Below are 20065 nucleotides of genomic sequence, written 5' to 3'. Positions count from 1 at the left end.
CACCCAATTTGAATTTGTTTTGACCGGCTTCCCTCGTCTGGACAAAAATCCGCGGCCGCAACACGCTCACGATTGTCTTGCATCACAGACCAAACAGATTCGGTTTCGACTGGGGCTGGCCAAAATGAAGTTGATGACGGGGTTGCTCGCTGCGGTTCTCCTGCTGGCGGGAATGGGGGCGTCTCAGGCAGTGGTCAGGATCGCCGACGATCGCGGCGGCAAGATCGGCATCTATGTCGACAAGTATCAGGACCTGCGCACATCGGGCGAAACCGTGATCATCGACGGGCTGTGCGCCTCGGCCTGCACCATCGTGCTCGGCAAGGTCCCGCATGACCGGATCTGTGTGACCTCACACGCCAGTCTCGGTTTCCATGCCGCCTGGGATTACGGCGACAACGGCCGTCCGGTCCCCAATCCCGAAGCCACCCATATGCTGTATCTGATGTACCCGCCGGCGGTACGCAGATGGATCGCGGACCGCGGTGGCCTGACCCGGCACATGATCTTCCTGCGCGGCAAGCAACTGCAGGCGCTGTACAAGCCGTGTTACCTCAACGCCCAGGCCTCGGCGCCCAAACCCGCCGAGCCCGCGCGCTGAGCCCGATCTCGGCGAGCGTCCTCTCTCGTCAAAGCCGGCAGACCGGCATCATGAGGTTAGGGCCCAGAATCGCCTCGCTATCATTTGACGGCCTGCGATGGCCATTGCGCTTGCTGCCTGCCGGAACCCGGCTTATCTCAACCGCATGGTTCAGCCGATCTCCACCCGATCCGAGCTTGTGACGGCTCCGCAGGGCCGGGTGGCATCTGCGATCCTGTGGGGCGCTGCTGGGATCGGTGGATTGGCCTTGCTCGCCGCCGCCGCGCTCTGGTTCCACTACGGTACCGCGGTGTTTTTCGAAATGATCACGGGCGGCATCGCCGCCTGCTTCTGACAAGGACGCTCTCGCATCATGCCCCGGACCACGCGCCCATTGGTGATCTTCGCTGCCTTCGCGGGCAGTCTGGCGGTCGGCCTGTTCCTCATGTTGTGGGCGGTCGGCGGCTTGCGCACGGTTGCCGCGCCCGCCGCGATCGGCGGGCCGTTCCAGCTCACCGACCAGTCCGGCCAGACCGTCACCGACAAGAACCTGCAGGGCAAGCCGACGCTGATCTTCTTCGGCTTCACCCATTGCCCGGACATCTGCCCGACCTCGCTGTTCGAGATATCCGAGGTCCTGAAGGCGATGGGCAAGGACGCCGACCGCGTGAATGCCTATTTCGTCTCGGTCGACCCGGAACGCGACACCGCTACGGCGATGAAGGACTACCTTTCGAGCTTCGATCCGCACCTCAAGGGCCTGACCGGCGATCCCGCCGCGATCGCCAAGGTGCTGTCGAGCTACCGGGTCTACGCCAAGAAGGTGCCGCTGAAGGATGGCGACTACACGATGGATCACACCGCGCTGATCTATCTGATGGACCGCGACGGCCATTTCGTCGCGCCGTTCAATCTGAAACGGACGCCGGACGAGGCGGCGACCGATCTCAAACGGTATATCTGATCGCTTTTTCCGGTTCAGAATTAGCCCAATCGGCGCTCGCATCACGCGCCGGATGGTCTATAAGCCGTTCAATTCCCTAAAATTGCCGGTTATGCCAGATTTGTCCGCCCAGCCCTTTGTCGTCCGCTTACGCCAGCTTCGCCTGGCCGTAGGGATGATGGCGGCCGCCCTGCTGGCCTCGGCGGAGCCTGCGCTCGGGCAGACGCCCTCGGCGCCGCAGACACCGCCGGCCAAGCCGGCGCCTGCGCCGGCCCAGCCCGCCAAGCCTGCCCCCGCACAAGCGGCACCAGCGACGCCCCCGGTAGCAACGCCCCCGGCTGCTGCCGCCCCGTCTCCTCCGAACCAGCCGCCCAAGGCCGCCGAAGCCGCGCCGCAGGCGGTGCCGGGCTTCTGGGACCCGCGACGACGGCCGGATCGGCCCGACCTGTCGCGCCTCACCGTGATCCGCTTCCTGACCGAGACCGACTATCCGCCGTTCAACTTCACCGGTCCGGACGGCAATCCCGCCGGCTTCAATGTCGACCTGGCGCGTGCGCTCTGCGACGAGATCAAGGTCACTTGCACCATCCAGATGCGCCGCTTCGAGACCCTGATCGATGCGCTGGCGACCAACCGGGGCGATGCCATCATCGCGTCGATGGCGGTGACGCCGCAGCTGCGCGCCAAGGTCGATTTCACCGATCCCTATTACCGCGCGCCGGCGCGCTTCGTGTCGCGCCGCGACAATGTGATGCCGGAGATCCGCCCGGAATATCTCGAGGGCAAGAAGGTCGGCGTCATCGCCGGCACCTCGCACGAGGCCTACCTCAAGGCGATGTTCACCGACGCCGAGATCCATTCCTATCCGGATAACGACGCGCTGCGCGCGGCGCTGCGCCGCGGCGAGGTCGACTTCATCTTCGGCGATGCGATCTCGCTCGCGTTCTGGATCAACGGCACCGATTCCGCCGAATGCTGCGCCTTCTCCGGCGGCCCCTTTGTCGAAAGCCGCTATTTCGGCGAGGGCGTCGGCATCGCCGTGCGCAAGGGCAACGATCTGCTCCGGCAGTCGCTGAACTGGGCGCTGTTCCGGATCTGGGAAAAAGGCCGCTTCACCGATCTGTGGCTGCGCTATTTCTCGATCAGCCCGTTCTGAATTCGTCATTCCGGGTTCGATGCCCGCATCGCCCCGGACTGACGAAAAACTTTCCGCCGTTTTTGCATTTTGCCGCGAAAGCGTTAGTTTTCGCGGCCTTTTTGGAGAAAGCCTGAAGAATGTCCGTGATTGATCTTGCTGCCAGCCCGAGCGACCTGCGGGCGCTCGCCGAACAATCCAACGCCTGGCCGTTCGAGCAGGCGAAAGCGATTGTGGCGCGGCTGAAGAAAAATCCGAAGGACGAGGTGCTGTTCGAGACCGGCTACGGCCCCTCCGGCTTGCCGCATATCGGCACCTTCGGCGAGGTCGCGCGCACCACGATGGTGCGCCATGCCTTCCGCGTGCTCACCGAGGACAAGATCAAGACGCGCCTGCTCGCCTTCTCCGACGACATGGACGGGCTGCGCAAGGTGCCGGACAACGTGCCGAACAAGGAGCTGCTGGCGCAGCATCTCGGCAAGCCGCTGACCAAGGTGCCCGATCCGTTCGGCACCCATCCGAGCTTCGGCCAGCACAACAATGCGCGGCTGCGCGCCTTCCTCGACCAGTTCGGCTTCGACTACGAGTTCGCGAGCTCGACCGAGTATTACACCTCCGGCCGGTTCGATGCCGCGTTGCTGCGCATGCTGGAGCGGATCGAGAAGGTGATGGCGATCATGCTGCCGTCGCTGCGCGAGGAGCGCGCCGCGAGTTACTCGCCGTTCCTGCCGATCTGTCCGCGCACCGGCCTCGTGCTTTACGTGCCGGTGACGGCGCACGACGCCAAGGCCGGCACCATCTCCTATGAAGATCCCGAGACCAAGGAGAGCGTCACCGTTCCGGTCACCGGCGGCCGCTGCAAGCTGCAATGGAAGCCGGATTGGGCGATGCGCTGGTACGCGCTCGGCGTCGACTATGAAATGGCCGGCAAGGACCTGATCGATTCCGTGAAGCTGTCCGCCAAGATCTGCGCGGCGCTCGGCGGCACGCCGCCCGAAGGCTTCAACTACGAGCTGTTCCTCGACGAGAAGGGCCAGAAGATCTCGAAGTCGAAGGGCAACGGCCTGACGATCGACGAATGGCTGCGCTACGCCTCGCCGGAATCGCTGTCGCTGTTCATGTATCGCGAGCCCAAGGCGGCGAAGCGGCTCTATTTCGACGTCATCCCGCGCAATGTCGACGACTACCAGCAGTTCCTCGACGGCTTCACGCGGCAGGAGGCGCGGCAGCAGCTGCAAAATCCGGTCTGGCACATCCATTCCGGCAAGCCGCCGCAGGCCGACATGCCCGTCACCTTCCAGCTCTTGCTGACGCTGGTGTCGTCGTCGAATGCGGAGAACGCCGAGACGCTGTGGGGCTTCATCGGCCGCTATCGTCCGGGCGTGACGCCGCAGAGCCATCCGAAGCTCGATGCGATGGTCGGCTATGCCATCAACTATTATCGCGACTTCGTGGCGCCGACCAAGCAGTTCCGCGAGCCCACTGAAACTGAGCGCGCCGCGCTGCAGGACCTGCGCGATGCGCTTGCCAACATGCCGGCGGACGCGACCGCGGAAGACATCCAGAACGTGGTCTATGAGATCGGCCGCCGCGAGCCGTTCCTCGACATGGTCAAGAAGGGCAAGGATGGCCGTCCCGGCGTCTCGCTCGACTGGTTTAACATGCTCTACCAGGTGCTGCTCGGCCAGGAGAAGGGCCCGCGGTTCGGGTCCTTCGTCGCGGTCTACGGCGTGCAGAACGCAGTCAACATGATCGACGGCGCGCTGGCGCGGTCGTCGTAGTTTGAGGAACGTGTAGCCCGGATGGAGCGCAGCGAAATCCGGGAAGCGTTCCCAGCGGCCCCAGGTGTCCCGGATTGCGCTGCGCTCCATCTACGGCACCACGGCTGCGGCGTAGCGCCGCAAAATCCGGATGGCTGATCCCCGGCAATTTCAGCCGGGGTTGCGGCCGGCTTGCGCTACACTCCGTCCGACAAAATCAGCACGGCCTCCGCCAAGAGGCCGGCACAGATGGGAGCATGCGCATGCAGTTCAGGGTTTCGCCGACATCGCTGCAGGACAGTTCAAGCGCCGAGGAATGGCAGGCGCGGGTCGACCTCGCGGCCGCGCATCGGCTCGCCTATATCCATGGCTTTTCGGAAGGCATCTTCAACCATCTCACCTTCGTGGTGCCAGGCCGCACCGACCGCTACTACCAGATTCCGTTCGGCATGCATTGGTCGGAAGTCACCGCGTCGTCCTTCATGGAGGTCGGCATCGACGATGCCGAGGTGAAGCGAGGCGAGGGTGAGGTCGAGCGCTCCTGCTATTGCATCCATGCACCGATCCACAAGGCGCTGCCGCAGGCCAAGGCGGTGTTCCACACCCATATGCCGTATGCGAGCGCGCTGACCCGGCTCGAGGATCCGCGCATCAAGGAGATCGGTCAGACCGAGGTCGGGCTGTCGGAAGCGATCGCCTATGACGATCTCTACACCGGCCCTGCGCTGGATCCCGAGGAGGGCGCGCGGCTCGCCAAGGTGATCGGCAACAAGACCATCCTGTTCATGGCCAACCATGGCATCTCGACCGTCGGCGAGACCGTCGCCGATGCCTATGACCGGCTCTATTACATCGAGCGTGCCGCGCAGGTGCAGATCTATGCGATGTGGACCCAGCAGCCGCTCAAGCAATTGCCGCAGCATGTGGTCGAGAAGACCAAGCGCGATTTCCGCGACGACCATCTCTACAACGGCCCGAGCCCGGCGCAGCGGCATTTCGATGCGCTGAAGCGGGTGCTGGACCGCAAGGAGCCGGACTACGCGACGTAGGCGGAGGCAGCGAGGCGCAACCGCAATCTCCGCTGTCGTCCCTGCGAAAGCAGGGACCCCCATAGCCACAGGGTTGGGTTGTTAGAGCAGGCTGCGGCCCAGCCTTCTCCAGCAGGACGTGCGGTGGTTATGGATCCCGGGTTGCGCTTCGCTTGCCCGGGACGACACCGTTGTTGTGGCGTCTTGCGATGCCAATTACTGGCTCGCCCACACCACGCGCGCGATCCACGCGACTTCCTCGGCATCGAGCATGCGGTCGGGATGTTCCGGATTGAGCGATGCGAGTTCCAGTACCTTGCCGGTGCGTCGCTTCAGTTCCTTCACCATCACCTCGCCGCCGGTGGTGCGCACCACGACGCGGTCGCCGCGGCGGATCGCGGTCGCGGGTGACACCACGATGATGTCACCTTCGCGATAGGCCGGCTTCATCGAGTCGCCCTCAATCTCCAGCGCATAGGCGTGCTCGTCGGTGGTCGCCGGCAGCGCCACTTCATCCCAGCCCTTCCCGGCGGGAAAGCCGGAGTCGTCGAAATAGCCGCCGGCGCCGGCCTGCGCGAAGCCGAGCAACGGCACCGACTGGCCGCCGCGCGGGCCATCACCGAGCAACTGTACGAAGGTCTCCATGCTGGCATTGCTCGCGGCCAGCGCCTTGGAGAGCGATTCGGTCGATGGCCAGCGCTCGCGCCCGTCGCCGGTCACGCGCTTGGACTTGTTGAAGGTGGTGGGGTCGAGACCGGACTGCTTGGCAAGGCCGGACGGCGACAGGCCGGCGCGTTCCGCGAGCCGGTCGAGCGCGGCCCAGACCTGCGCGTGGGTCAGCGGTCGGGCGGCTTTGGACTGTTTGGCCATCGAGGACACCCCGGATGGTAGGAATTATTACCTGAAACCTGGCGTTTCCGCAAATCTGCCGTCGGATGTGTCCCCCCACCGCTTGAGTTGCGCCGCTGCCGCCGATACGGTCCCTCGCTCGCCATATGGCGTCTGGGGCATTTCCCCTCAAATCCGGATAAAACCCCAAGAGACTCAAGGACAAAAGGGAAGGCCGGCCCGTGCCCATGATCTACAAAATCACCCCCGCTTCGGCCTGGCGCGAGGCCGAGCGACAGGGCGTCTACCGGGGCAGTGCGGACGACAATCGCGACGGCTTCATCCATTTTTCCACCGCCTCCCAGGTGGCCGAGACCGCGCGCAAGCACTATCGCGGGCAGACCGGCCTGTTCCTGGTCGCGGTCGATGCCGATGCGCTCGGCGACGCCTTGCGCTGGGAGCGCTCGCGCAATGACGAACTGTTCCCGCATCTCTATGGCGAACTCGACCTCGGCGCGGTCACCGAAATCCTCAGCCTGCGCGCGCGCTCCGACGGCGGCCACGACGTTCCGGAGCTGAAGCCGTGATCCGCGCCTTCGACGCCTTCTCGCTGCCGCTGCTGCGCTGGTTCGATCCCGAAGATGCCCATCGCATGGCGATCCAGGGCCTGAAGCTGCTGCCGCCGATCCGGCAGCGGCCGGATGATCCCAAGCTCGCGGTGCGCGCCTTCGGGCTGAACTTTCCGAACCCGATCGGCATGGCGGCGGGCTTCGACAAGAGCGCCGAGGTGCCCGACGCGCTGCTGCGGCTTGGTTTCGGCTTTGTCGAGATCGGCTCGGTGACGCCGAAGCCGCAAGCCGGCAACCCGCGGCCGCGGCTGTTTCGCCTGGAGCGCGACGAGGCCGTCATCAACCGCATGGGCTTCAACAATGACGGCGCGGAAGCCGTGCTGCGCCGGCTCGCCGCGCGCGCCAGCGGCGGCGGCATCATCGGGGTCAATGTCGGGGCCAACAAGGATTCGACCGACCGCGTCGCCGACTATGTGAAGCTGATCGAGACGTTTGCCCCGGTCGCGAGCTATTTCACCGTCAATGTCTCGTCGCCGAATACGCCGGGCCTGCGCAATCTGCAGCAATCGGCGGCGCTCGACGATCTGCTGGCGCGGGTGATCGATACCCGCGAGCGGGTGCGCAAGAATGCCGGCGATTCGCCGGTGCTGCTGAAGATCGCGCCGGATCTCAGCCTCGCCGAACTTGACGATGTCGTTCATATCGCCCGCTCGCGGCGCGTCGACGGCATGATCGTCGCCAACACCACGCTGGCGCGTCCCTCGACCTTGCGCGAGGAGAACCGGGCCAGGGAGCAGGGTGGCCTGTCGGGCCGTCCGCTGTTCCGCCTCTCGACCCGGATGGTCGCGGAGACCTATGTCCGCGTCGAAGGGGCATTTCCGTTGATCGGCGTCGGCGGCATCGACAGCGGCGGCGCCGCGCTGACCAAGATCCGCGCCGGGGCCAGCCTGATCCAGCTCTATTCCTCGCTGGTCTACAAGGGCATCGGCCTGGTCGACGACATCAAGCGCGACCTGTCCTCGACCTTGCTGCGCACCGGCCGCGACTCGCTGTCGGAAATCGTCGGTGCCGATGCCGCGACCATCACCGCCGAGGATTGGCCGGTCAGGTAATTGCCCGTAGCCCGGATGGAGCGAAGCGCAATCCGGGACAGTCTCGCTGCGGCATAGGTCCCCGGATTTCGCTTCGCTCCATCCGGGCTACGCAGCTACGATTTGAACGACTTCCTCAGCAGCGCCGGATAGCGCAGGCCCTGCAGGCCGCCGCGCGCGACGTAGAAGCCGAGCAGCGCGATCCACAGCCCGGTGTTGCCGAATCCGCTGAGCGCCCACCAGGCGGCGAGGAAGATCGCGAGCGAGGCCAGCATCAAATTGCGCATCTCGCGTGCCCAGGTTGCCCCGACATAGATGCCGTCGAAGCCGAAGGCGAACACACCGGGCAGAGGTGCCAGGATCACGAACACCAGAAACTCGCGCGCATAGCGGCGCACGTCCTCGCTGGTCGTCATCAGATTGATCAGCGCCGGTCCGAACAGCGCGAACAGCGCCGACACCACCAGCGCAAAGCCGACACCCCACAGCAGCACCAGCCGGGTCGAATCGGCAAAGCCGCGTGCGTCACGCGCGCCGAAGGCGCGGCCGCACAGCTGCTGGGCGGCGTTGGCGAGGCCGTCGAGGAAGAAGGCGCTCACCAGCAGGAAATTGTTCAGCACCGAATTCGCCGCTAGCGTGACGTCGCCTTCGCGCGCGCCCTTGGCGGTGAAGAACAGGAACACGACGATCAGCGCCGCGGTGCGGACCATGATGTCGCGGTTGACGGACAGCATGCGCATGAGCTTGGCGCGGTCGAAAAGCGTGGCCGCAGGAACCGCAAAGCCTGCTTGCGAGATCCGCCACGCCACGACGATGCCGACGGCGAAACCGGTCGTCTCGGCAAGCACGGCGGCGATCGCGGCACCGGCGATGCCGGCGCCGTAGACCTGCACCAGCAGCACGGTTGCCGCCATGTTGATCAGGTTGATCACGATCTGCAGCGCCAGCGCCAGGTTGGCGCGTGCCTGCCCGACCAGCCAGCCCAGGATGACATAATTGGCGAGCGCCAGCGGCGCCGACCAGATCCGGATCATGAAATAGCTCTTGGCCGCGCGCGTGACGCCGTCGCTGCCGCCCATCAGCTGGAATGTGACCGCGGCCAGCGGCACCTGCAGCGCGATCAGCGCGGCGCCGATCAGGCCGGCGACGATGAAGCCGCGCACCAGGATCGCGGCATATTCCTGCGGCTCGCCCGCGCCCTGCGCCTGCGCGGTGAAGGCCAGCGTGCTCATGCGCAGAAAGGCGAACAGCCAGAACAGGCAGTCGAAGATCACCGAGGCCATCGCCACCCCGCCGAGCAGCGCGGCATCGTCGAGGCGGCCGATCGCCGTGGTCGAGACGATGCCGATCAGCGGCGTGGTCAGGTTGGCGACCATCGCGGGACCGGCGATGGCGAACACCTGGCGGGTCGTGATCTTCGGATGGATGGGTGCGTGCATGGCTACAGTTGCAAGGAATATGCGCTTCTATCGCGACAGCCGTCGCGCGACCATGCCGGAATTGTACTCAGAGCAATGCGGTGGCGGAGGGGCGGGCGACAGGGCATGGGATGGTCAGAACACCACGACCATGCCGTCACTCGCCGCCGTGTAGGGCAGGTCGTCGACGCGGCCGAGCATGTCGTCGCTCATATGGGTCAGCACCACACGCCTGGCGTTGATGGCCGGCAGATGCGCTTCCAGCGTCTTCAGGCTGAGATGGTTTTTGACCATTTTGTCGTAGGTATAGGCCTCAGTGATGAAGAGGTCGGCGTTCTGCGCGGCCGGGATCAGCGCGTCGGTCCACTCGGTGTCGGCGCTGTAGCTGACGACGCGGCCTTCGGCCTCGATGCGATAGGCGAGAAATGGCCCGCCGGATTCGCCATGCACCACAGGATAGGGCGTCACGCTCACCTCGCCGAAGCTGCGCCGCTCCTGCGGTGCGAGCGTGACGACGGACAGATCGAAGCGCTGTGTGGTCTTGGAGGAATGCTCGAACATCACCTCCATCACCTCTGGCAATTTCGTTTCGATTCCTTCGGGTCCGGCGATCACCAGCGGCCGGGTGCGGCGGGAGAATTGCGCGTCGAGCAGCAAGAACGGCAGGCCGGCAAAATGATCGCCGTGGAAATGCGTGATCAGGATCAGGTTGATTGCGTCGCGGTCGATCTCGAGCCGCTTCAGCGCCGGCAGCGAGGAGGCGCCGCAGTCGATCAGGAAATTGACGCGCTCGCCAGTGACATGGAAGCAGGTGTTGAAGCGGCCCCCGGAGCCGAATGCATCGCCGCAGCCGACAAATCGCAATTGCATCGGCTGCGAGCTTTCCCTTGGAGTTTCCCCTGGGATCAGCGGCCGCGCGGCGCGCCGAACAGCCGCGACAACAGCCAGATCGGGATCACGATCACGGCGCCGAGCAGGAAGTAGCGCCAGGCCCAGTTGATCGCGTCGAAGCCGAAATCCCAAATGGTCTGGAACAGCCTGCGGACGCTGTTGAGGATATTCCACGGGTCGAGGCCGATCGCGGCAAGCACGACGCCGACCAGGATCGAGAGCAGGATCAGCCGGAACGCCACCGAGAGCGGCGATCCGCCGAGAAAGCGGTACAGGCCGTCACTCTGGCTCTGGCCGGCCGGCAAGTCCCGGATGTTGTCTGGCATTGCTATCTCCCGCGGAATCGCCCGCATTATAGGTCACGGCGCAGCACATGGGAAACCCGCGAGCCGCGATCAATGGCTGCCATGCCCGTTTCGGGTTTAACTTCCTGTCATGGAGATTAACATCCGTTCAAGCATCTCCAGTCGGTCGGCTTCGCGCGGCGGCTTGTCCCAGCGCAGGCGGCTGATCCGGGGGAAGCGCATCGCGACGCCGGATTTGTGACGTGGCGAGCGTTGCAAGCCCTCGAAGGCGACTTCCAGCACCAGCCCCTGATCCGGCTCGTGCACGACATGCCGCACCGGGCCGAACTTCTCGGTGGTGTTGCGGCGGACGAAGCGATCGATCTGCAACAGTTCCTCGTCGGTGAAGCCGAAATAGGCCTTGCCGACCGGCACCAGCTCGTCGCCGGCATCGCCACGGGTCCAGACCCCGAATGTGTAGTCGGAATAATAGGACGAGCGCTTGCCGTGGCCGCGCTGGGCATACATCAGCACCGCGTCGATGATGTGCGGATCGCGCTTCCACTTCCACCACGGGCCCTTCGGGCGTCCGGGCAGATAGGGCGCGTCGCGCCGCTTCAGCATCACGCCCTCGACTGCGTCGGCATCGTCGCCGGCGCCGGCGCTCTTGGGATCGGCGCGCGCTGCGGCCAGTTCTTCCCAGCTCGCGAACGGAACCGTCGGTGACAGATCGATGCGCGGATCGTTCAGCCTGGCGACGAAAGCTTCGAGATGCGCGCGGCGTTCGATGAAGGGCAGCTCGCGCAGATCGTTTTCGCCGTCGCCGAGCAGGTCGTAGGCGCGCAAGTGAATCGGAAACTCCTTGATCAGCTTCGGCGAAACCACCTTGCGGTTCAGCCGCTGCTGCAACACGTTGAAGGTCTGCACGCGGCCGTTGCGCAGCACCAGCAATTCGCCGTCGATCGCGAATGAAGCATGATGTGGAAAAGTGTGAAGCGGTTTTCGGGAGTCATCAGGCTTCAAATCTAGAGTATCTTGCAGATGCAGCGACGGCACGAGGTCGGGGAAGCTGCCGGTGATATCCTCGCCGGTGCGCGAATAGAGCCGCGCCTGGATGTGGCCGCGCGCGTCGCGGCCGGCGACAGCCTGCACGCGGATGCCGTCCCACTTCCATTCCGCGCTGAAATCAGCGGCGTCGAGATTGGCGAAGTCGCCATCCTCGATCGCATGCGCCAGCATCACCGGGCGGAACGGCGCAGGGTCCCGGTTGAGCGGCTTGTCGCCGCGGCCCTCGAGCCAGGCGAACAATTCGAGATAAGGCGGCGACAGGCCCGGCCACATCAACTCGATCTCGTGCGGGTCCTTCTCGCCGAGCGCCGCCGCCGCGGTCTTCGCCAGCCGCGCCGAGATCCCGATCCGCATCGCGCCGGTGACGAGCTTCAGCAGCGCCCAGCGTCCGGTCTCGTCGAGCTCGTCCAGCCACTGCGCCAGCTGCGCCGGCAAATCGGCCTTGCCGAGCGTGCGTAGCGTGGTGACGACGTCGGTGAGGGTGGGAGGAGGCGGGTTGTTGTGCGTTCGCGGGGTCTCACCAACATCTCGCCCGCGGTACCCCTCTCCCTGCCCCTCCCCCGCAAGGGGGGAGGGAACCCATCGACTGGTGCGTCCCTCACCCACGTCAATCACCTCAATATCGCTGTGAGGTGAGCTCGACGGTTGGGCTCCCTCCCCCCTTGCGGGGGAGGGCTGGGGAGAGGGGTGGCCCAGGAAAGACTCGACGTAATTTGCTCCAGCCTTCGGCCACATCAGCGCGACGGTTTCCGAGAGATCGCCGACGTAATCATAGGAGTAGCCGAACAGCACCGGGTCGGCGCGTTCGGTGATCAGGTCGCGGATCAAGCCCGGCTTGGCGTGCTTGAACGACAGTGCGCCGGTCAGTGCGGCGAGCGCGTAGCCGCGGTCGGGATCCTCGGTCTCGCGGAAATAGGCAACCAGCAGCTTGATCTTGTTGTTGCGGCCCGGCTCGTAGGCGAGCCGGTCGAGCAGCTCGGCAAAGCGGTTCATGCTCTTGCCCCGCCGGTGGGCTCTGCCTCGCCGGTGATCGGTGCCATCTCGCCCTCATCCTCGTCGCCATAACCGACCAGATCGAGCGGCCGCGCGGCAAGGCCCTTGCTCTTGCACCAGTGCACCAGCGCGTCTTCCTGGCCGTGGGTGACCCAGATCTCGCCGGCGCCGGTGGCGGCGATCGTCGCCGTCAGCCCGTCCCAGTCGGCATGATCCGAGATCACCAGCGGCAGCTCGACGCCGCCCTGCCGCGCCCGGGCGCGGACGCGCATCCAGCCCGACGCGAAGGCCGTGACCGGATCGGGGAAACGCCGGGTCCAGACGTCGGAGGTCGCGCTCGGCGGCGCCAGCGTGATGGTGCCGGCCAGCTCGGTCTTCTTCATGCCGCGCGCGGGCTTGAGCTCGCCGAGCGGGATGCCGCGCTCTTGGTAATAATAGGTGATCTTCTCCATCGCGCCGTGCAGGTAGATCGGCGCGTCGTAGCCGGCCTCGCGCAGCAGTGCGATCACGCGCTGCGCCTTGCCGAGCGAATAGGCGCCGACCAGGTGCGCGCGCTCCGGAAATAGCTTGACGGACGCCAGGAGCTTCTTCACCTCATCGGCGGCATCGCCATGGCGAAACACCGGCAGGCCAAAGGTCGCCTCCGTGATGAAGACATCGCAGGGCACGAGCTCGAACGGCGCGCAGGTCGGGTCGCGCGCGTCCTTGTAGTCGCCGGAGGCGACGATCCTTGTATCCTTGCAGGTGACCGATATCTGTGCGGAGCCCAACACGTGCCCGGCAGGATGAAACGTCACCGTGACGTCGCCGAGCCTGATCTCCTCGCCGTAAGCGACCGCCTGCGTCATGCCGGCAAAGTTCTCGCCGTAGCGCAGCCGCATCATGTCGAGCGTTTCCTGGGTCGCGAGCACAGCGCCATGACCTGCCCGCGCATGGTCGGAATGGCCGTGCGTGATCAGCGCCCGTTCGACCGGCCTGACAGGATCGATGTGGAAGCCGCCGGGCTTGCAGCAAAGCCCGGCCGGGACGGGCATCAGGATGTCTTGCGGGCGCATTGTCCCTATATAGGCGATCGATCCGCGATGTTTAGCCGTCATCCGCGGGCTTGACCCGCGCTTCCATCTCCGGAAAAAGTCCGTGCTTTAATGGACGGCCAGACTTGGCCAAGATCGGTTCCCTAAGAGAAAATGGCCCCCCGCCTGTTTCTGTCCTCCGGCGACCTCGTTGCCGACCGCCGCTACGAGTTCGCGCGCGACCTGCAATTGAAGGGCGATCTGCCGGCTGCCGCCGAGCTGCTCGAACAGGCGATCGAGCTGGTACCGAAATTCCCGTCGGCCTGGTACACGCTGGGCAAGATCCGCCTCGAGCTCGGCCAGCGCGATGCGGCGATCGCAGCCTTCCGCGCCGCGCGCGACGCCGATCCCGAAGACCGTCATGGCGCCGGCCTGCATCTGATGCAGCTCGGCGTCGAGGCCATCAGCGCGATGCCGCCGGGCTATTTGCAGACGTTGTTCGATCAATATGCGCCGCGCTTCGAGGCCGCGCTGGTCGGCGATCTCGGCTATCGCGGCCCCGCGCTGTTGTTCAAGGCGGTGCTGTCGGTGCGCGCCTCAGCGAGGAAGCCGGCATTCTTCAAGCGCGCGATCGATCTCGGCTGCGGCACCGGACTGGCGGCCGCAGCATTCGCGCGGCACGTCGATCGATTCATCGGCATCGACCTGTCGCCGCGCATGATCGACAAGTCGCGCGCCACCGGGCTCTATGCCGAGCTCGAGGTCGACGACATGCTGAAGGGCATCTCGGGCAAGCCGGACGCCAGCGCCGAATTGATTCTTGCTGCCGACGCGATGGTCTATGTCGCCGATCTCGCGCCGGTGCTTGCCGAGGCCGCGCGCGTGCTGGTGGCGGGCGGCGTGCTCGCCTTCACCACCGAGACCCATGACGGCGAAGGCGTCATCCTCGGCGAGGGGCTGCGCTACGCCCACAGTGCAGCTTACGTGCGCGCCGCGGTCGCCGCCGCGGGGCTGACGCTGGCTCTGCTCGACGATCTCTCGGCGCGGAATGAGGACAACATTCCGGCGCCCGGGCTTGTCGCCGTCGCCGTCAAGCCGTGACGCACCCGTCTCTTCAAGGCGAAAACTTGAGTCTACACGCTACGCATTTGCCGTGACGCGGCATTGCGCCGCAAAGCGGCGACTTCGCGCTTGCCCGGCGAAGGACGGAATGCGAGAGCTTTTCGCCTCAGGGAGAGAAACAATGAAAAAACATACGCGGCGCGAGTTCGGCGCCACCGCATTGTCCGTGATCGCAGCGTCCGTGCTGCCCGCGCCGTTCGTCCGGGCTGCCGACAAGAAGTACGATCCGGGTGCGAGCGACAGCGAGATCAAGCTCGGCCAGACCGTGCCGCATTCCGGCCCGGGCTCGCTCTATGGCGTGCTGGGCCGCGTCGGCGAGGCCTATTTCCAGATGCTGAACGACAAGGGCGGCATCAACGGCCGCAAGGTGAAATTCCTCACCATGGACGACGCCTACAGCGCGCCGAAATGCGTCGAGGCGACGCGCCGCCTGGTCGAGCAGGAAGAGGTGCTGGCGCTCTACGGCTCGCTCGGCACCGCGCCGCAGACCTCCGTGCACAAGTACCTCAATTCCAAGGGCGTTCCCCAATTGCTGTTGAACACCGGCGCCTCGAAGTGGAACGACCCGAAGAATTTCAAATGGACCATGGCGGGCCTGCCGCTCTATCCGACCGAAGCCCGCATTCTCGCCAAGCACGTCGTCAGCGTAAAGCCGAACGCCAAGGTCGGCATCCTCTACCAGAACGATGATTTCGGCCGCGACTTCCTCGGCACGTTCAAGAAGGTGCTGGCCGATGCCGGCGGCAAGGCACAGGTGATCATGGAGCAGACCTACGATCTCACCGATCCGACGGTCGATTCCCAGCTCATCAATCTCTCGAAGTCAGGCGCCGACGTGTTCTACAACATCACGACAGGCAAGGCGACGTCGCAGTCGATCCGCAAGGTGGCCGAGCTCGGCTGGAAGCCGTTGCAATTGTTGTCGGCGGGCTCGACCGGCCGCTCGATCCTGAGCGCCGCGGGCCTCGAGAACGCCAAGGATATCGTCGCGATCCGCTACAACAAGGAAGTCGGTGTCCCCCGCTACGCGAAGGACGCCGATGTGGTCGCGTTCGAGGAGCTGCGCAAGAAGTATCTACCGAACATCGACCCTGATAACACCATCGCCTTCGCCGGTTACGGCCAGGCGGCCACGATGGGCGAAATCCTGCGCCGCTGCGGCGACGATCTGACCCGCGCCAACGTGCTGAAGCACGCCACCACGCTGGCCGGCTTCCACTCGCCCTATTTCCTCGACGGCATCAATTACAGCTATACGCCCGACGACTATACGCCGATGAAGACGCTCTATATCTCGATCTTCAACGGCAAGGACTGGGACCTCTTGGGCGAGCCGATGACGGAGTAGGGGAGAAGCTCTCTCTTCTCCCTCTCCCCGTTCTTACGGGGAGAGGGTTGGGGTGAGGGGCTCTCTCCACCACGCAGTGTGAGCTGAGACACCTGTACCCCCTCACCCGGATCGCATCTGACGATGCGATCCGACCTCTCCCCGCAGGCGGGGCGAGGTGACTTCCAGGCGATTCGCGGCCCACAGAGCGAGCTGGCGGTACCTGCCACCTGCCGCCATTTTCGTCCGCCCTCGACGAAACCCGCTGAACCACCTACCTCTTGGGCGTGTCGACGCTCGATCTCTTTTCCGTCACGCCGTCGGAAACGGCCGATCTCTTGCCGCGCCGGTTTCGCGACTGGTTCGCGTCGCGCGGCTGGTCGCCGCGCGAGCATCAGCTCGCGCTGCTGGCGAAGGCGCACGAGGCACGCTCCGCGCTGCTGATTGCGCCCACCGGTGCGGGCAAGACGCTGGCGGGGTTCTTGCCGACGCTGGTGGAGTTGAGCGGGGAGGGAAGTGCTGCGAATCCGCAGACCCGCACACGATCGCCACCTCCCCCCTTGCGGGGGAGGTCGACGCCCTCTGACGCGCAATCGCGCGTCGGGGGGCGGCGGGAGAGGGGTATGCCGCTTGCTCCGGACGATCCGGCTTACCCCTCTCCCCAGCCCTCCCCCGCAAGGGGGGAGGGAGCCCTCGCAGCGGGGGCCTCCCAACGTCTCATCTCCACCGGCCGCGGCGTTCGCCGCAGCGGCGGGCTGCATACGCTCTACATCTCGCCACTGAAAGCGCTCGCGGTCGACATCGCGCGCAATCTGGAGACGCCGGTTGCCGAGATGGGGCTGCCGATCAAGATCGAGACCCGTACCGGCGACACGCCGGTGTCGCGGCGGCAGCGGCAGCGGCGCTATCCGCCGGATATTCTGCTCACCACACCGGAACAGCTGGCGCTGCTGCTCGCCTCCGACGACGCGCCTTTCCTGTTCTCCTCGCTAAAACGCATCGTGCTCGACGAGCTGCATGCCCTGGTCACCTCCAAGCGCGGCGATCTGCTGTCGCTCGGGCTTGCGCGGCTCTGGACCATCGCGCCGCAGGCGCGCGCCATCGGCCTCTCGGCGACGGTGGCCGAGCCGGAACAGCTCGCGCGTTTCCTGGTGCCGCAGCCGGGCGGTGAGAGCGTGTCTGCCGACGTCGTGATCGCTGGTGGCGCCGCGCCGCCGGTGGTCGAGATGCTCGACACCCGCGAGCGGCTGCCGTGGTCCGGCCACAGCGCGCGCCATGCGCTGCCCGAGGTGTATGAGCTGATCAAGCGCAACAAGACCACGCTGGTGTTCGTCAACACCCGCAGCCAGGCCGAGATGCTGTTCCAGGATCTCTGGCGCATGAACGACGACGGGCTTGCGATCGCGCTGCATCACGGCTCGCTCGACGTCGCGCAGCGCCGCAAGGTCGAGGATGCGATGGCAGCGGGCCGACTGCGCGGGGTGGTCTGCACCTCATCGCTCGATCTCGGCGTCGACTGGGGCGATGTCGACCTCGTCATCAATATCGGGGCACCAAAAGGCTCATCGCGGCTGATGCAGCGGATCGGCCGTGCCAACCACCGCTTCGACGAGGCCTCGCGCGCCGTGCTGGTGCCGGCCAACCGCTTCGAGGTGCTGGAATGCGCCGTCGCGATCGACGCCATCGCCGAGAATGCGCAGGACACGCCGCCGCTGCGCCTAGGTGCGCTCGACGTGCTGGCCCAGCACGTGCTCGGCTGCGCCTGCGGCAAGCCGTTCCTGTCCGACGAACTTTATGACGAAGTCAGGACCGCAGCGCCCTATGCGTCGCTGGCGCGAACGGATTTCGACGACGTCGTCGACTTCGTCGCGACCGGCGGCTACGCGCTGAAGACGTATGAGCGTTTCGCGCGCATCAAGCAGGACAAGCAGGGCCGCTGGCGCGTCACCAATCCCAAGGTGCGGCAGAGCTACCGCCTCAATGTCGGCACCATCGTCGAGGAGACCATGCTGAAGGTGCGGCTGGTGCGCTCACGCGCCGGCGGAAGCGGGTCGACCGGCGCGATCGCGCGCGGCGGCCGGATGCTCGGCGAGATCGAGGAGGTCTTCATCGAAGGTCTCGTGCCCGCCGACACCTTCGTGTTCGGCGGCGAGGTGGTGCGCTACGAGGCCTTGGTTGAAGACCAGGTCTATGTCTCCCGCGCCAATGATAAGGATGCAAAAGTGCCGTCCTATATGGGCGGCAAGTTTCCGCTGTCGACCTATCTCGCCGAACGCGTGCGGAAACTGCTCGACAACAGCCGGGCCTGGAACGGTTTGCCGGACCAGGTGCACGACTGGCTGTCGCTGCAGCGAAAATTCTCGCGGGTGCCTGCGGTGCGCGAGCTGCTGGTGGAAACCTTTCCGCGCGGCGGCAGCCATTACCTGGTCTGCTATCCCTTTGAGGGCCGGCTCGCGCATCAGACGCTCGGCATGCTGCTGACGCGCCGGCTGGAGCGCGCCCGCGCCCGTCCGCTCGGCTTCGTCGCCAATGAATATGCGCTCGCGGTCTGGGGCGTCGGAGATCTGTCCTTCATGATCCGGCATGGCAGACTCGATCTCAACGCGTTGTTCGACCCCGACATGCTCGGCGACGATCTCGAAGCGTGGCTCGCGGAATCCGCGCTGATGAAGCGGACCTTCCGCAACTGCGCCATCATCTCCGGCCTGATCGCGCGCCGCTTCACCGACGAGGAGAAGTCGCGCCGCCAGGTGCTGTTCTCGACCGATTTGATCTATGACGTGCTGCGCAAGCATCAGGCCGACCACGTGCTGCTGCGCGCCGCGCGCGGCGATGCCGCCACGGGATTGCTCGATCTCCGCCGTCTCAGCGACATGCTTTCGCGCATCCACGGCCGAATCACCCACAAGGATCTCGACCACGTTTCTCCGCTTGCCGTCCCTGCGCTGCTGGAAATTGGCCGCGAGTCAGTTTATGGCGAAGCATCCGACGAGCTTCTGGCCGAGGCGGCCGAGGAACTCGTGCGGGAGGCGACGACATAACGCTGGTATTTTGGGGAACGGCACGTGGCGGCAAGCGCGCTAGCTTTGCGAGACGGTGACGACATGCGCGTTTCGAGGGTCACGGTGGCGGATGTCGGCTTCGTGGCGGATTTCTCCGGCGCGCTGTTCTGGGAAGAGCGGAGCCTACTCGTGGTGTCCGACCTGCATCTGGAAAAAGGCTCGAGCTTTGCCAGCCGTGGCGTGCTGCTGCCGCCTTACGACACGGTCGCCACGTTGAGCCGGCTCGCCGCCGTCATCGCGCGGCACGATCCGCGGCAGGTGATCGCGCTCGGTGACAGCTTTCACGATCGCGATGCGCATGCGCGCTTGTCGGAGCCGGATCGCGAGGCGCTCGCGGCGCTGCAAATGCGGCGCAACTGGATCTGGATCTCGGGCAATCACGATCCGGCGCTGCCGCCCAGTCTCGGCGGCGTGGTCGCGACCGAGGTCGCGATCGGCCCGATCGTGTTCCGCCATGAACCGACCGGCGCTGCCGGCGAGATCGCCGGCCACCTTCACCCCAAGGCACGGGTGCCGACCCGCGGCCGTTCGATCGAGCGCCGTTGCTTTGCGAGCGACGGCGAGCGCGCGGTGATGCCGGCGTTCGGCGCCTACACCGGGGGCCTCAGCATCCGCGACGCGGCGTTCGCACGGATTTTCGGATCGCCCGGCTTCATGGCCCACGTGCTCGGCGACAACCGCGTCCACGCGTTCGTGGCGTCGCGGTGTTATTGAGACATCCAGGCATTTCTATCACCGTCATCCTGAGGTGCGAGCAGAGCGAGCCTCGAAGGATGCACGGCCACCGTCCGGGCCGTTCATCCTTCGAGGCTCGCCGAAGAGGCGAGCACCTCAGCGACTGTGTTCTTGGTCAAGCGGGTTGCCATGGTTTTTGGTCCCTGAGCATGGCGTTGAGGGTTGTAAGGACTTTGCGCGCAACGGCGATGAGGGCGACCATCTTGGGCTTTCCAGCG

18 protein-coding genes and 1 pseudogene are annotated in these 20065 nt (G+C 65.5%); 12 read left to right on the top strand and 7 right to left on the bottom strand.

Annotation, left to right across the window (positions count from 1 at the left end; translation table 11 throughout):
- Positions 1–124: 124 nt before the first annotated feature.
- From AC066Y_RS38095 to AC066Y_RS38070, 6 genes are all read left to right on the top strand, one after another.
- Positions 125–601, top strand: a complete 477-nt coding sequence (locus AC066Y_RS38095) for a hypothetical protein (protein WP_212319829.1) — start codon at positions 125–127, stop codon at positions 599–601.
- Between the two features lie 97 nt (positions 602–698).
- Complete coding sequence (locus AC066Y_RS38090) at positions 699–935, top strand: hypothetical protein (RefSeq protein WP_478278345.1); 237 nt, start codon at positions 699–701, stop codon at positions 933–935.
- A gap of 18 nt (positions 936–953) precedes the next feature.
- Complete coding sequence (locus tag AC066Y_RS38085; protein ID WP_478278344.1) at positions 954–1544, top strand: SCO family protein; 591 nt, start codon at positions 954–956, stop codon at positions 1542–1544.
- Between the two features lie 91 nt (positions 1545–1635).
- The gene (locus AC066Y_RS38080; RefSeq protein WP_478278343.1) at positions 1636–2679 is read left to right on the top strand and encodes a transporter substrate-binding domain-containing protein; all 1044 of its coding nucleotides are present in this window, start codon (positions 1636–1638) and stop codon (positions 2677–2679) included.
- Positions 2680–2798: 119 nt separating this feature from the next.
- Positions 2799–4439: a lysine--tRNA ligase gene (locus tag AC066Y_RS38075; protein ID WP_478278342.1), complete on the top strand. Its 1641-nt coding sequence runs from the start codon at positions 2799–2801 to the stop codon at positions 4437–4439.
- A 242-nt stretch (positions 4440–4681) separates the two neighbouring features.
- Positions 4682–5467: a class II aldolase/adducin family protein gene (locus AC066Y_RS38070; protein ID WP_478278341.1), complete on the top strand. Its 786-nt coding sequence runs from the start codon at positions 4682–4684 to the stop codon at positions 5465–5467.
- A gap of 195 nt (positions 5468–5662) precedes the next feature.
- On the opposite strand, the gene AC066Y_RS38065 is transcribed toward AC066Y_RS38070, so the two are convergent.
- A complete protein-coding gene (locus tag AC066Y_RS38065) occupies positions 5663–6316 on the bottom strand; it encodes a S24 family peptidase (RefSeq protein WP_478278340.1) in 654 nt (217 codons plus the stop codon).
- 200 nt (positions 6317–6516) lie between these two features.
- Between AC066Y_RS38065 and AC066Y_RS38060 the strand changes: the two genes are divergently transcribed.
- Both AC066Y_RS38060 and AC066Y_RS38055 read left to right on the top strand, forming a co-directional pair.
- Positions 6517–6861, top strand: coding sequence for a DUF952 domain-containing protein (locus tag AC066Y_RS38060; RefSeq protein ID WP_478278339.1), 345 nt, complete (start codon positions 6517–6519; stop codon positions 6859–6861).
- The gene (locus AC066Y_RS38055; RefSeq protein WP_478278338.1) at positions 6858–7955 is read left to right on the top strand and encodes a quinone-dependent dihydroorotate dehydrogenase; all 1098 of its coding nucleotides are present in this window, start codon (positions 6858–6860) and stop codon (positions 7953–7955) included. Before AC066Y_RS38060 ends, AC066Y_RS38055 begins: the two co-directional genes overlap by 4 nt.
- 95 nt (positions 7956–8050) lie before the next feature.
- Here AC066Y_RS38055 and AC066Y_RS38050 read toward each other — a convergent pair whose 3' ends face one another.
- The 5 genes from AC066Y_RS38050 to AC066Y_RS38030 form a co-directional block, all read right to left on the bottom strand.
- Complete coding sequence (locus AC066Y_RS38050) at positions 8051–9373, bottom strand: MATE family efflux transporter (protein WP_478278337.1); 1323 nt, start codon at positions 9371–9373, stop codon at positions 8051–8053.
- Between the two features lie 114 nt (positions 9374–9487).
- Positions 9488–10222 (bottom strand): MBL fold metallo-hydrolase, encoded by a 735-nt coding sequence (locus tag AC066Y_RS38045; protein WP_478278336.1) that lies wholly within the window; start codon positions 10220–10222, stop codon positions 9488–9490.
- 35 nt (positions 10223–10257) lie between these two features.
- The gene (locus tag AC066Y_RS38040; RefSeq protein ID WP_229170652.1) at positions 10258–10569 is read right to left on the bottom strand and encodes a DUF6460 domain-containing protein; all 312 of its coding nucleotides are present in this window, start codon (positions 10567–10569) and stop codon (positions 10258–10260) included.
- Positions 10570–10665: 96 nt separating this feature from the next.
- On the bottom strand, positions 10666–12588 hold the full coding sequence (locus AC066Y_RS38035) for an ATP-dependent DNA ligase (RefSeq protein WP_478278335.1): 1923 nt from the start codon (positions 12586–12588) through the stop codon (positions 10666–10668).
- Positions 12585–13643, bottom strand: a complete 1059-nt coding sequence (locus tag AC066Y_RS38030) for a ligase-associated DNA damage response exonuclease (protein ID WP_478278334.1) — start codon at positions 13641–13643, stop codon at positions 12585–12587. The genes AC066Y_RS38035 and AC066Y_RS38030 overlap by 4 nt, the downstream gene beginning before the upstream one ends.
- Before the next feature lie 132 nt (positions 13644–13775).
- Between AC066Y_RS38030 and AC066Y_RS38025 the strand changes: the two genes are divergently transcribed.
- From AC066Y_RS38025 to pdeM, 4 genes are all read left to right on the top strand, one after another.
- Entirely contained in the window at positions 13776–14702 is a 927-nt protein-coding gene (locus AC066Y_RS38025; RefSeq protein WP_478278333.1) for a methyltransferase domain-containing protein, read from the top strand.
- A 142-nt stretch (positions 14703–14844) separates the two neighbouring features.
- Positions 14845–16071 carry an ABC transporter substrate-binding protein gene (locus AC066Y_RS38020; RefSeq protein ID WP_478278332.1) on the top strand — a complete coding sequence of 409 codons (1227 nt, stop codon included), beginning with the start codon at positions 14845–14847 and terminating at the stop codon, positions 16069–16071.
- Positions 16072–16337: 266 nt separating this feature from the next.
- On the top strand, positions 16338–19091 hold the full coding sequence (locus tag AC066Y_RS38015) for a ligase-associated DNA damage response DEXH box helicase (protein ID WP_478278365.1): 2754 nt from the start codon (positions 16338–16340) through the stop codon (positions 19089–19091).
- Positions 19092–19154: 63 nt separating this feature from the next.
- Entirely contained in the window at positions 19155–19826 is a 672-nt protein-coding gene (gene pdeM / locus AC066Y_RS38010; RefSeq protein WP_478278331.1) for a ligase-associated DNA damage response endonuclease PdeM, read from the top strand.
- Between the two features lie 136 nt (positions 19827–19962).
- Here pdeM and AC066Y_RS38005 read toward each other — a convergent pair.
- Positions 19963–20065: pseudogene (locus AC066Y_RS38005) on the bottom strand (IS110 family transposase); the annotation flags it as partial.

The organism is Bradyrhizobium sp. USDA3010 (assembly GCF_056429065.1).
The sequence above is the reverse complement of the archived record's forward strand: the minus strand, read 5'-3'. Positions and strand labels throughout refer to the sequence as shown.

What these genes read in the sequence shown, in the direction of transcription:
- AC066Y_RS38095 (WP_212319829.1), top strand. Translation starts at nt 125, where the DNA reads ATGAAGTTGATGACGGGGTTGCTCGCTGCGGTTCTCCTGCTGGCGGGA.
- AC066Y_RS38090 (WP_478278345.1), top strand. Translation starts at nt 699, where the DNA reads ATGGCCATTGCGCTTGCTGCCTGCCGGAACCCGGCTTATCTCAACCGC.
- AC066Y_RS38085 (WP_478278344.1), top strand. Translation starts at nt 954, where the DNA reads ATGCCCCGGACCACGCGCCCATTGGTGATCTTCGCTGCCTTCGCGGGC.
- AC066Y_RS38080 (WP_478278343.1), top strand. Translation starts at nt 1,636, where the DNA reads ATGCCAGATTTGTCCGCCCAGCCCTTTGTCGTCCGCTTACGCCAGCTT.
- AC066Y_RS38075 (WP_478278342.1), top strand. Translation starts at nt 2,799, where the DNA reads ATGTCCGTGATTGATCTTGCTGCCAGCCCGAGCGACCTGCGGGCGCTC.
- AC066Y_RS38070 (WP_478278341.1), top strand. Translation starts at nt 4,682, where the DNA reads ATGCAGTTCAGGGTTTCGCCGACATCGCTGCAGGACAGTTCAAGCGCC.
- AC066Y_RS38065 (WP_478278340.1), bottom strand. Translation starts at nt 6,316, where the DNA reads ATGGCCAAACAGTCCAAAGCCGCCCGACCGCTGACCCACGCGCAGGTC.
- AC066Y_RS38050 (WP_478278337.1), bottom strand. Translation starts at nt 9,373, where the DNA reads ATGCACGCACCCATCCATCCGAAGATCACGACCCGCCAGGTGTTCGCC.
- AC066Y_RS38045 (WP_478278336.1), bottom strand. Translation starts at nt 10,222, where the DNA reads ATGCAATTGCGATTTGTCGGCTGCGGCGATGCATTCGGCTCCGGGGGC.
- AC066Y_RS38040 (WP_229170652.1), bottom strand. Translation starts at nt 10,569, where the DNA reads ATGCCAGACAACATCCGGGACTTGCCGGCCGGCCAGAGCCAGAGTGAC.
- AC066Y_RS38035 (WP_478278335.1), bottom strand. Translation starts at nt 12,588, where the DNA reads ATGAACCGCTTTGCCGAGCTGCTCGACCGGCTCGCCTACGAGCCGGGC.
- AC066Y_RS38030 (WP_478278334.1), bottom strand. Translation starts at nt 13,643, where the DNA reads ATGCGCCCGCAAGACATCCTGATGCCCGTCCCGGCCGGGCTTTGCTGC.
- AC066Y_RS38025 (WP_478278333.1), top strand. Translation starts at nt 13,776, where the DNA reads ATGGCCCCCCGCCTGTTTCTGTCCTCCGGCGACCTCGTTGCCGACCGC.
- AC066Y_RS38020 (WP_478278332.1), top strand. Translation starts at nt 14,845, where the DNA reads ATGAAAAAACATACGCGGCGCGAGTTCGGCGCCACCGCATTGTCCGTG.
- pdeM (WP_478278331.1), top strand. Translation starts at nt 19,155, where the DNA reads ATGCGCGTTTCGAGGGTCACGGTGGCGGATGTCGGCTTCGTGGCGGAT.